The sequence below is a fragment of the Pelistega indica genome (assembly GCF_000506865.1).
In the GTDB taxonomy this organism is placed as follows: Bacteria; Pseudomonadota; Gammaproteobacteria; order Burkholderiales; family Burkholderiaceae_B; genus Taylorella; species Taylorella indica.
Window position 1 is genome coordinate 1 of sequence record NZ_AYSV01000122.1, and the last position, 12134, is coordinate 12134.

The 12134-nt window shown below is 40.3% G+C and carries 8 protein-coding genes, 1 other RNA gene and 1 pseudogene; 9 read left to right on the forward strand and 1 reads right to left on the reverse strand.

Annotated features, from left to right (window positions below; all coding sequences use genetic code 11):
- Positions 1–67 precede the first annotated feature (67 nt).
- The 5 genes from V757_RS26020 to recR all read left to right on the forward strand — a co-directional run bounded on the left by V757_RS26020 (position 68) and on the right by recR (position 4934).
- The gene (locus tag V757_RS26020; protein WP_162146592.1) at positions 68–1798 is read left to right on the forward strand and encodes a 3'-5' exonuclease; all 1731 of its coding nucleotides are present in this window, start codon (positions 68–70) and stop codon (positions 1796–1798) included.
- Between the two features lie 21 nt (positions 1799–1819).
- An RNA gene (gene ffs / locus V757_RS28175) (signal recognition particle sRNA small type) lies at positions 1820–1917 on the forward strand.
- Between the two features lie 22 nt (positions 1918–1939).
- Positions 1940–3937 (forward strand): DNA polymerase III subunit gamma/tau, encoded by a 1998-nt coding sequence (gene dnaX, locus V757_RS26025; protein ID WP_023952916.1) that lies wholly within the window; start codon positions 1940–1942, stop codon positions 3935–3937.
- 41 nt (positions 3938–3978) lie between these two features.
- Entirely contained in the window at positions 3979–4311 is a 333-nt protein-coding gene (locus V757_RS26030; RefSeq protein WP_023952919.1) for a YbaB/EbfC family nucleoid-associated protein, read from the forward strand.
- Positions 4312–4328: 17 nt separating this feature from the next.
- Complete coding sequence (gene recR, locus V757_RS26035) at positions 4329–4934, forward strand: recombination mediator RecR (protein ID WP_023952921.1); 606 nt, start codon at positions 4329–4331, stop codon at positions 4932–4934.
- Here recR and tal read toward each other — a convergent pair.
- The gene (tal, locus tag V757_RS26040; RefSeq protein WP_023952923.1) at positions 4911–5870 is read right to left on the reverse strand and encodes a transaldolase; all 960 of its coding nucleotides are present in this window, start codon (positions 5868–5870) and stop codon (positions 4911–4913) included. The genes recR and tal overlap by 24 nt on opposite strands.
- A 218-nt stretch (positions 5871–6088) precedes the next feature.
- On the opposite strand from tal, the gene carA reads away from it, so the two are divergent.
- The 4 genes and pseudogenes from carA to V757_RS26060 all read left to right on the forward strand — a co-directional run bounded on the left by carA (position 6089) and on the right by V757_RS26060 (position 11873).
- Entirely contained in the window at positions 6089–7237 is a 1149-nt protein-coding gene (gene carA / locus V757_RS26045) for a glutamine-hydrolyzing carbamoyl-phosphate synthase small subunit (protein WP_023952925.1), read from the forward strand.
- A 6-nt stretch (positions 7238–7243) separates the two neighbouring features.
- Positions 7244–10482: pseudogene (gene carB / locus V757_RS26050) on the forward strand (carbamoyl-phosphate synthase large subunit).
- 141 nt (positions 10483–10623) lie between these two features.
- The gene (bfr, locus tag V757_RS26055) at positions 10624–11088 is read left to right on the forward strand and encodes a bacterioferritin (RefSeq protein WP_023952927.1); all 465 of its coding nucleotides are present in this window, start codon (positions 10624–10626) and stop codon (positions 11086–11088) included.
- The gene (locus V757_RS26060; RefSeq protein ID WP_023952929.1) at positions 11088–11873 is read left to right on the forward strand and encodes an SDR family oxidoreductase; all 786 of its coding nucleotides are present in this window, start codon (positions 11088–11090) and stop codon (positions 11871–11873) included. Before bfr ends, V757_RS26060 begins: the two co-directional genes overlap by 1 nt.
- The last annotated feature ends 261 nt before the right edge of the window (positions 11874–12134 follow it).

Here is a 12134-nt window from a genome sequence, read left to right on the forward strand (position 1 = left end):
AAACAAAGTGGAGATGAAGGTAAAGAACAAGCATTAAAGCAGGCGGTGTMWRAAAGCCGTAGCGTTGGTGCAAAATGTATTGGAGCAAAATAAAGCGTCTGAGAAGAAAAGAACGGTGGCTGTATTAGTGCGTTCGCGTACACATTTAGAAGGGTTGGCAGAAGCCTTGAACCAAGCCAATATCCCTGTTCAAGCGGTAAAAATGGTGCCATTAGCACAGACTGAAGAAGTGAGTGATTTAGTACAACTCATCCGTGCGCTTAGTCATGCTAGCGATCGATTGGCGTGGCTGTCTTTATTGCGAGCACCTTTTTGTGGATTAACTTTAGCTAGTTTAACGCGTTTATTTGAGGGGAAAATAGAGCGTAGTATTCCTGCACAGATGCAAGCGTATCGTCAGACACCAGAAGCATTAGCCAGTATATTATCTCCTGAAGAGCAGCAACGGTTTTTATTTGCAGCTCAAGCCTTACTAGATATTCCGTATCTACAAAGCGATATGACTTTTGCTACCTATGTTGAGTTAGTGTGGGAGCGTTTAGGGGCGGCGAGACTTTACGCGAGCGAAGCAGCACAAGAAAATGTGATGTCTGTGTTAACTATTGTGGAAGAATTGGCACCCTATGGCAATCTAGATTTGCGGGAGTTTGATCAGCGTATGGCTAAATTATTTGCTGCGCCAGTCAGTGAAGAAAACGCTGTGCAAATCATGACAATGCATAGTTCAAAAGGATTAGAGTTTGATGAGGTTATCTTATTTGGTTTACATAAAGAGCCTCCACCAAATAAAGGTGATTTACTTGAGATTGAGAATGAACAAGGGCATTTATTAATGGGTTCTATCACTCATAAAGCAAAAGACATTGAAGACCCTATCTCAAGTATTATTAAAAGACGTAATCGAATTAGACAACGCCATGAGGTTGATCGTCTTTTATATGTGGCGTGTACGAGAGCAAAAGAAAAATTGCATTTAATGTATTTACGGTGTGAGGATAAAAAGCCAGCGGCATCAACCATGCTATCTAGTATTGAGGCGTTTATTGACCCTACCTTAGTTGTGAATGCAGACGACATTATCTTAGAAGAGGCACCTAGCATATGGGCATTTGAAAGTGAGGGGGTTAAGCGTTTTACACTTGACACTATTTGTTCGCTACAAAAAGAGTTAGTTAGTGAAGATAAGAAGGAGGAGACTGTGGTTTCTCCTTCTGAAAAGACAGCCATAAGTACAGAGAAGGAAAGTAATCTAGCCGAAGGTATGCCGTTATCAGAATGGGTGTTTGAAAATAGATTGCATTCAGCAATAGGAACGGTAGCTCATGCTTGGCTAGAGCAGATGGGGCGAGCTAAGTTACAAGATTGGTCGATAGAGAGGGTGAAATCTGGTGTAAAACTGATTAAACGACAATTACATCAGCTCGGTGTCTATCCTCAAGAGTTAGAACAAGCCTCTTCACGAGTGATACATTTACTCAGTGAGGTGTTGAATGATGAAAGAGGGCAGTATTTGTTAAGTCATCCACAAGCCACACAAGAATGGCAACTTTATAATGAAGATAATCAGCAACGTATTGTGGATTTAGTCTTGGCAACAGAAGAAGGATGGTTAGTGGTGGATTATAAAACAAATCAACGCTTACCTAATGAGAGTGATGAGGCATTTAAAGATCGCTTACGTGTTTTATATACCTCACAGCTTCAAGCCTATGCAGATTATCTCTCAGGCTTGGATGGGCGCGCTGTTAAAACGGCTATTTATGCTTTAGATGGTTGTCAATGGATTGAGCTTTTATAAAACTATGCTACAATCATTTTCGGTGGGCCCCTTCGCATGGGTCGGCAGTGAATCTGGTCAGGTCGGGAACGAAGCAGCCATAGCTGTGCGGATCTAGTGCCGGAGTAAGGCTCACTCCTTATTTATACCTACACTTAATCCATGACAACAAATAATTATCTAGTCCTTGCACGCAAATGGCGTCCCCGAACTTTTGAAACACTTGTTGGTCAAGAGCATGTGGTAAAAGCCTTGTCAAATGCGCTAAAAACACAGCGCTTACATCATGCCTGGTTATTTACAGGGACACGAGGTGTAGGTAAAACTACCTTAGCACGAATTTTGGCAAAGTCACTTAATTGTGAGCAAGGTATCACACCAACACCTTGTGGTGTTTGTCAAGCATGTACCGAAATTGATGCAGGTAGGTTTCCAGATTATTTAGAATTTGATGCGGCATCCAATCGTGGTGTCGAAGAAATGGCTCAATTACTTGAACAGGCGATTTATGCACCATCAGTAGGTCGTTTTAAGATTTATACGATTGACGAGGTGCATATGTTATCAGGAACGGCATTTAATGCCATGCTGAAAACATTAGAAGAGCCTCCCCCGCATGTAAAATTTATTTTAGCGACAACAGATCCTCAAAAGATACCTGTGACAGTGTTATCTCGTTGTCTTCAGTTCAATCTTAAACAAATGCCTCCTGATGCGATTGTGTCGCATTTGCAAACTATTTTAAAACAAGAAGAAGTTGAGTTTGATGCAGAGGGTCTACGCTTATTGGCACAAGCAGCGGCAGGATCTATGCGTGATGCATTGTCGCTAACGGATCAAGCGATTGCTTATTCAGGTGCTAATATCACGGGCAACGCTGTACGTGATATGTTGGGTACAATTGATCAACGTTATTTGGTACGTTTTTTAAATCAATTAATGAGTGGCAATGCGCAAGGACTTATTGATATAGCGACTGAATTAACGAGTAGGGGATTTTCTTTTTCGAGTGCCTTAGAGGATTTAGCCTCGTTGCTGTCTAAAATCGCTATTGAACAACGCTTGCCTGGAGTGATAACAGCCGAGGATCCAAGCTATGACGATATTTTATCATTGGCTAAAGTAATACATCCTGATGCGTTGCAGTTGTTTTATAGTATTGCTATTCATAGTCGTTCGGAATTAGCCTTGTCTCCTGATGAATATACAGGATTCATTATGGCTGGATTGAGGATGTTGTCCTTGGTGTCTCCACATCAAGTGCAATTAACCTCACCTCTCACTACTGCAGGTCAAGGTCAAACGGTAACTACGCAATCTCCTGTTGAGCATGTAGAGGCTGAAAAAAAAGATCCTGAGCAATTTGAGCAATCTTCATCTGCCATAACGCCTAACACTATCTCTTTGGCGCCAACCACTGAAATTGTTGATAAGTCTATATCTAGTGATGATACTGATACGGATATCAAGTTTGTCTCCGAAGTGGTTACTGATGCAGGGGCACTTTCTGAAGCAATAGTGCCAGAGTCTCTATCTGAGGAAATAAGCCCTGAGGAGTTGGAAAGAGAAATTTCAGCTATCTCTAACAGTGATACAGTGAGCCATATAGATGATGTGACAGAAGAAAATATGGCACCTTATTATCCGCCAGTAGATGAAGGATATTGGTATGATGGGGATAGTGTTACACCTCCAGCAGACTATATAATTGAACAGGAAAATGGGCAATCTAGTTCTTCTGTTCCAGAATCAGCACCATTGCAAGAGGATGCTATTCCTTTAAACCATATGACTCCTGACGCATGGATAGAAGTGGTTAAGTCATTAAACTTAAAAGGTATGGTCGGTGAAATTGCCAAGCATAGTGAGTGGATTGGTGTTGAAAATCAAACGGTATATTTAAGAATTTTAGTACAAGGTAGTGATAATTTATCCGCAAAAACTACTTTGACGACTAGCTTAACAGAGTACTTTAAAACACCGCTAAAATTGAAGTTTGAGTATGGTGAGGCGAATCAATCAGTACATGCGGTAGAGCAAGCTGAATTACAAAAACGTCAACAGAAAGCTGAACAGGATTATCAACAAAATACATTTGTACAGGCATTACAAGATGAGTTTCAAGCGATTTTGGTAGAGGACTCCATTAAGCCTGTATAGGGTAAACTTATATCGCAAATTATATAAAAGGATGAATAATTATGATGAAAAATCAATTGGCTGGTTTAATGAAACAAGCACAGCAAATGCAAGAGAATATGAAAAAAGCCCAAGAAGCTTTAGGTGATATTATCGTTGAAGGAGCGGCTGGTGGTGGCTTAGTGAAAGTCTCAATGACATGTCGTCATGACGTGAAACGTATCACGATTGATCCATCTTTGCTAGCAGATGCAGAAGAAAAAGAATTTCTAGAAGATCTAATTGCTGCTGCCGTGAATGATGCTTTACGTAAAGTAGAGACAACCTCAGCAGAAAAAATGTCTGCTGTGACAGCAGGGATGCCATTGCCAGGTGGATTAAAATTTCCATTCTAAGCTAAGGGCTATTATTAATGGCACTTTTACCTGATCCAGAACCGTTATTTGAATTGATTGAGGCACTAAATACATTGCCTGGGATAGGCAAGCGTACGGCTAGGCGTATGGCATACCATTTATTGCAGTACGATAGAGAGGGTGCGGCTAAAATCAGTGAAACAATTAATCAGGCACTTAACGAGCTAAAGCATTGCCAGATGTGCAATTCCTTTACAACAGAGGATATTTGCCCTATCTGTGCAAGTCAGAGACGAGACCATTCTCTATTATGTGTGGTAGAAACGGCAGCAGACTTGAATATGATTGAGGCAAGTCATGGCTATCATGGACTGTATTATGTACTTATGGGTAAAGTATCACCTTTGGATGGTGTTGGTGCACAAAAACTAAATCTTGAACGCTTATTTCATCGGGTGTTGGATTATCCTGTGCAAGAAGTTATTTTGGCGACTAACTTTACAGCAGAGGGAGAAACCACCGCTCACTACTTAGGCAATGTATTGCGAGATCAAGGGATAAAGGTATCTCGCATTGCTCGAGGAGTGCCTAGTGGTAGTGAGCTGGAATATGTGGATGCAGGAACAATTGCTTGGGCATTAACAGAGAGACGTACTGATTAGTGCATCTAACTTAATCGCATCGGCAACAAAAGTTCGAATACCTTCGGCTAATTTCTCAGTCGCCATGGCATCTTCATTCAGCAAAAATCTAAAACGCGATTCTGACAAAGTTAATGGCTCTATCAAAGCTTGTTGAGCACTAGAGGCATCTAATACTTTAGTGCTTAATGAACCTTCCTGTTGAGAGAGTTTGGATAAAAGGTCTGGACTGATGGTTAATAAATCACAACCTGATAGTGCGAGAATCTGATTGATATTTCTAAAACTTGCCCCCATGATTTCGGTTTTCACCGCAAATTTCTTATAGTAATTAAAGATTTGAGTGACTGACTTAACACCTGGGTCATTGAGTCCTGCATTAGCGTTTTCATCCCACTGTTGCCCAGCTTGTTTTTTATACCAATCGTATATTCGCCCCACAAAGGGAGAGATAAGTTGAACATTAGCATCAGCGCAGGCGACCGCTTGAGCTAAGCAAAACACCAAGGTCAAATTACACTTAATGCCTTCCTGTTCTAGAATACGTGCCGCTTGAATACCTTCCCAAGTAGCGGCTATTTTAATCAGGACTTTTTGGTTGGAAATGCCAGCATCATTGTATTTTTGTATGATACTCCTTGCGCGATTGACAGTGGCTGCTGTATCGAAAGAGAGGCGAGCATCTACTTCAGTGGAAACACGCCCTGGTACAATATTCAGAATTTTTTGTCCAAACTTAACTAATAAATAATCAACGACATCTTCCATAGAACTATTGGGATGTTCTTTAATCGTTTCAAGCAATAAAGGACGATAATTATCTTGTTGTACCGCCTTTAAAATTAATGATGGATTGGTAGTGGCGTCAGTAGGAGAGTGTTGTTGAATTGTCTCAAAGTCACCAGTATCTGCAACAACAGTAGTAAATTGTCTTAAGTAGTCAAGCGAAGTAGTCATATATTTGTTTATTGTCCTAGGGGAATTACTATTAAAAAATAACCTCAAATATCCAGTATATGGGTATTCAAATTTTTTTCCTATCTTTAGAATCTATAGACACAATAATAGCAAAAGAGTATTAAATTTTCATAACAAAATAGGCTATTTTTACATTAAAAATTGAAAAAAAAGTATAATCAGAAAGTTTACTTACTGATTTTGAAATTTGGGGTTTTATGGCATTGTCATCACTACTGAAAGGAAATCAAGATTTTCCTAGCGCTATTTTGGCCCTCGCTGATGGAACGGTTTTTAAAGGTGTTTCAATTGGGTCAACTGGCCATACTACAGCAGAGCTTGTTTTTAATACGTCTATGACAGGTTATCAGGAAATTTTAACTGATCCAAGTTATACACAACAAATTGTGACCTTAACGTATCCACATATCGGCAATACTGGAGTTAATACTGAAGATATCGAATCTTCAAAAATCCATGCAGCTGGTCTTGTTATCCGTAATTGCCCAAGTCTCTTATCAAACTTCCGTTCTACACAATCTCTTCCTGATTATTTAAAAGAAAATGGTATTGTAGCAATAGCTGAAATAGATACTCGCAAACTTACACGTATCTTACGAGAAGGTGGTGCACAAGGTGCATGTATTTTGGTGGGTGATGATGTAGAAAAAGCGGTAGCATTGGCTAAGGCCTATCCCGGCATGGTTGGGCAAGACTTAGCGACACAAGTTAGTGTAACGACAGAGCAGGAATGGCATCAAGGAACATGGCAATTGGGTAATGGCTATACAAAGCCAGAACAAGATAAATATCATGTCGTTGCTTATGATTTTGGGGTGAAATCGAATATTCTTCGTTTACTAGCAGATCGAGGTTGCAAAATTACGCTAGTACCATCTCAAACACCTGCTGAAAAGGTGTTAGCCTTAAATCCAGATGGTGTTTTTTTAGCCAATGGCCCGGGAGATCCGCAAGCAGTAGAATATGCGATTGAAACAGCAAAAATTCTTATTGATAAAAAAATCCCTTTGTTTGGTATCTGTCTAGGTCATCAAATTATGGGATTAGCGCTAGGCGCCAAAACAGTTAAGATGAAAACAGGTCATCATGGGGCAAATCACCCAGTCAAAGACTTGCAAACCGGTCGTGTGTATATCACTAGCCAAAATCATGGATTTGCTGTTGATGGCGATACCTTACCAAATAACGCTCGTGTAACACATGTCTCACTTTTTGATGGAACGTTACAAGGGTTTGAATTGACAGATCGTCCAGCTTTTTGTTTCCAAGGACATCCAGAAGCAAGTCCAGGACCACACGATATTATTGAATTATTTGACAAGTTTATTAGCCATATGGCGAAGTAGGGAATTATGCCAAAACGTACCGACATAAAAAGTATTTTAATTATTGGCGCTGGCCCTATTATTATTGGGCAAGCATGTGAATTTGACTATTCTGGTGCTCAAGCATGTAAAGCATTAAAAGCGGAAGGATATAAAACTATTCTGGTAAATAGTAATCCAGCTACTATCATGACTGACCCAGAAACTGCCGATGTAACCTATATTGAGCCTATTACTTGGCAAGCCGTAGAAAAAATCATCGAAATTGAGAAGCCTGATGCGTTATTACCAACCATGGGTGGACAAACAGCCTTAAACTGTGCACTTGATTTGGCACGTGAAGGGGTCTTAGCAAAACATGGCGTAGAGCTAATTGGTGCTAATGAAAAAGCCATTGAGAAAGCGGAAGACCGTTTAAAATTTAAAGAAGCGATGACATCTATTGGCTTAGAGTCTGCTAAATCTGGCGTGGCTCACTCAATGGAAGAGGCTTGGGATGTACAACGTAAAATTGCGGCAGAGATTGGGACATCTGGCTTCCCTGTTGTGATTCGTCCTAGTTTTACACTAGGTGGTTCTGGTGGCGGTATTGCTTATAACCCTGAAGAGTTTGAAACGATTTGTCGTAGAGGTCTAGAGGCTTCTCCAACCAATGAGTTATTGATTGAAGAGTCTATGCTAGGTTGGAAAGAGTTCGAGATGGAAGTTGTTCGCGATAAGGCAGATAACTGTATTATTGTTTGTTCAATTGAGAACTTAGATCCAATGGGTGTACACACTGGTGACTCTATTACAGTGGCACCAGCACAAACCTTGACTGATAAGGAATATCAAATTATGCGTAATGCCTCAATTGCGGTATTACGTGAAATTGGTGTTGATACAGGTGGCTCTAATGTACAGTTTGCGGTTAATCCACAAAATGGTCGTATGATTGTGATTGAGATGAATCCTCGTGTATCACGCTCCTCTGCATTGGCTTCTAAAGCAACAGGTTTCCCTATTGCTAAGGTAGCCGCACGTTTAGCTGTTGGTTATACGTTGGATGAGCTAAAAAATGAGATTACTGGCGGTGCCACACCAGCATCATTTGAACCGACCATTGACTATGTCGTCACTAAGATTCCTCGTTTTGCGTTTGAGAAATTCCCAATGGCAGATTCTCGTTTGACGACTCAAATGAAATCTGTTGGTGAAGTGATGGCAATGGGAAGAACATTTAAAGAGTCTTTCCAAAAAGCTTTACGTGGTCTAGAAGTTGGTGTTGATGGCTTGAATCAAAAGACAATCGATCGTGAAACATTACAGGTAGAATTGGCTGAGCCAGGTCCTGAGCGTATTTGGTATGTAGGTGATGCGTTTGATAAAGGCTTTAGCTTGGAAGAAGTGCATCAATTGACTAAGATTGATCCTTGGTTCTTACAACAAATTAAAGAAATCGTTGATATTGAATTAGCCTTAGAAAAGAAAACCTTAGCTGATTTAGATGAAGAAACATTGCGCCAGATTAAAAGAGCGGGTTTCTCAGATAGACGTTTAGCGTATTTGTTGGATACGTCAGAATCTGAAGTACGTAAAGTACGTCATCAATTAGGTGTTCGTCCTGTGTATAAACGCGTGGATACGTGTGCAGCAGAGTTTGCGACAAATACAGCCTATATGTATTCGACTTATGAAGAAGAGTGTGAGGCTCAACCAACTGATAAGAAAAAAATTATTGTTTTAGGTGGTGGTCCAAACAGAATTGGTCAAGGGATCGAGTTTGATTATTGTTGTGTACATGCGGCGTTGGCATTGCGTGAAGATGGTTATGAAACAATCATGGTCAACTGTAATCCAGAAACAGTATCTACGGACTACGATACATCAGACCGTTTGTATTTTGAGCCACTTACATTAGAAGATGTATTAGAAATTGTTCATGTTGAAAAACCTGTCGGTATGATTGTTCAATATGGTGGACAAACACCATTAAAACTAGCTCGTGCATTAGAAGCTAATGGCGTACCTATTATCGGTACTAGCCTGAGTCTATTGATATCGCTGAAGATCGTGAACGTTTCCAAAAACTCTTACAAAAATTAAACTTAAAACAACCACCTAATCGTACCGCTAGAACAGAAGCCGAGGCGATTACGCATGCAGAAGATATTGGTTATCCATTAGTGGTGCGTCCTTCCTATGTATTGGGCGGTCGTGCCATGGAGATTGTGCATGAGCAGGCAGACTTAGAGCGTTATATGCGTGAAGCGGTGAAGGTAAGTAACGATTCGCCAGTATTGTTAGACCGTTTCCTTAATGATGCCACCGAAGTGGACGTAGACTGTATTTCCGATGGTGAAGCCGTCTTTATTGGTGGCGTGATGGAGCATATTGAACAAGCAGGTGTTCACTCGGGTGACTCAGCATGTAGTTTACCTCCTTATTCATTATCACCGGCGATTATTGAAGAAATCAAACGCCAAACGCGTGTTATGGCTAAAGCATTAAATGTAAAAGGCTTAATGAATGTGCAATTTGCAATTCAGAAAGATGAAGTTTATGTGCTTGAAGTAAACCCACGTGCCTCTCGTACCGTACCTTATGTATCTAAAGCAACAGGCTTGCAACTAGCGAAAATATCTGCAAGAGCAATGGCTGGTAAGACCTTAGCTGAACAAGGTGTAACTAAGGAAGTATCGCCAAGCCATTATTGTGTGAAAGAAGCTGTTTTCCCATTTGTTAAATTCCCGGGCGTGGATACTATTTTAGGTCCAGAAATGAAGTCAACCGGTGAAGTAATGGGTGTGGGTGAGACATTCGGTGAGGCGTTTGTGAAGTCACAAATTGCAGCGAGTGTTAATTTACCTGAATCAGGTCTAGTGTTTATTAGTGTTAAAGCACAAGACAAGGCAAAAGCAATTCCTGTTGCACAAGGTCTCGTGAAGTTAGGCTTCAAGATTGCGGCAACAAGAGGAACAGCGGCTACTCTATACGAAGCAGGCATTCCTGTTCAGGTAGTTAATAAAGTGACCGAGGGGCGCCCACATATTGTGGATATGCTTAAGAATGGTGAAATTAGCCTAGTAATTAACACGGTTGAGGAGAGACGTAATGCTATCAATGACTCGCGTGCAATTCGTACACATGCCTTAGCAGGTCGCGTTACGTTCTTTACGACGATTGCAGGTGCCCGTGCAGCTGTTGAAGGTATGCAATATCTACGTGAAGGTAAAGGCTTACGAGTATATCCTTTACAAGCTATGCATGCAAAAGTGAATAAATAGTATGATGATTATTTAGGCTTAATGTAACTCTTAATAAGAGTCAATCGTATTTACCAACTTAACGGTAAATACGATTTATTAGAAAATTAAAATAACTATGGACTACAATAAGAACATAGTTATTTTTTTAAGGGGTATATCGTGAAAGGCAGTGTAAAAGTTATTGACTATTTCAATTTTTTAATCGCTGGTGAATTGGCTGCTCGTGATCAGTATTTTATTCACTCTCGTATGTATTCAGAGTGGGGATACTCAAAGTTATTTGATCGCCTAAACCATGAAATGGCAGAGGAAACAGAGCATGCAGAAGCATTGATTCGACGTGTATTAATGCTAGAAGGCATTCCTAATATGAAGCCTGAGGCATTAAATGTAGGTAAAGATGTTCCTTCCATGTTGCAAGCTGACCTTGATGTAGAACTCACTGTACGTGAAAACTTGAAAAAAGGTATTGAACTTTGTGAGCAAGAAAAAGATTATGTTAGCCGTGAAATCTTAGTTGCTCAATTAATAGATACTGAAGAAGACCATGCTCACTGGTTAGAGCAACAGTTAGGCTTAATTGAGAAAATGGGTCTAGAAAATTATCTCCAATCTCAACAATAATGACTACTCAGGAAAAATCATTACGTGTATTTATTACAGGTGCAAGTAGTGGCTTAGGGAAAGCCTTGGCTCAGGTTTATGCCAGTCAAGGGGCTACACTTGGGTTATTAGGGCGTAAAGAAGATGCCTTACAAGCGTTAGCACAAGAATTACCCGGTCAGCACAAAACCTATGTTGTTGATGTGGCAGATAGAGAGGCGTTGCATGCCGCTGCTTATGACTTCCAGACGCTAGGACCAACAGATATAGTGATTGCTTGTGCAGGCATTAGTGTAGGCACGGTGACTGAATACTTAGAAGACTTTGAGACGTTTCGTCGAGTTTATGAAACCAATGTTTTTGGGTTGGTCGCTACGTTTGAACCTTTTATCGCTAATATGAAAAAGGCGAAGAAAGGAACGTTAGTCGGCATTAGTAGCGTGGCTGGTGTACGTGGTTTACCTGGTGCTAGTGCTTATTGCTCATCTAAGTCTGCCGTGAGAACGTATTGTGAAAGTTTACGAGTAGATTTATACAATACTGGTGTCAAGGTGGTGACAATAGCCCCTGGCTTTATTGATACGCCAATGACTAAAGTTGATCCTTATAAAATGCCTTTTTTAATGCCAGTAAATGATTTTGCACAAGTGGCTGTTAGCACTATTGAAAAGGGGTGCTCTTATAAAGTTATTCCTTGGCAAATGGGTGTAGTGGGCAAATTGCTCAGATTAGTTCCTAATCCTGTGTATGATTATTTTGTCTCAAAAAGAGGACGTAAACCTCGCCAGCATGAGATGCCTAAGTAAGTCCTATCATTCCTATTATTACCAATAAAAATGCCAGTCTCTTTTTTGCTAAGACGACTGGCATTTTGATTGTAGGCAAATTTCTTATCGGTTTTGATGTGCCTGTTTTTCATTGCATTTTAGCGTTAGAATCCACAGAGTTTTAACTTATATTTTGATGAATTTAGTATAATTTCTGATGAAATTTTCAACACATCTCTTTTAGGACTTCACTCTTATGTCATTATTTTCCTGTAATGGCGCAAASTCGAGCAGATCTGA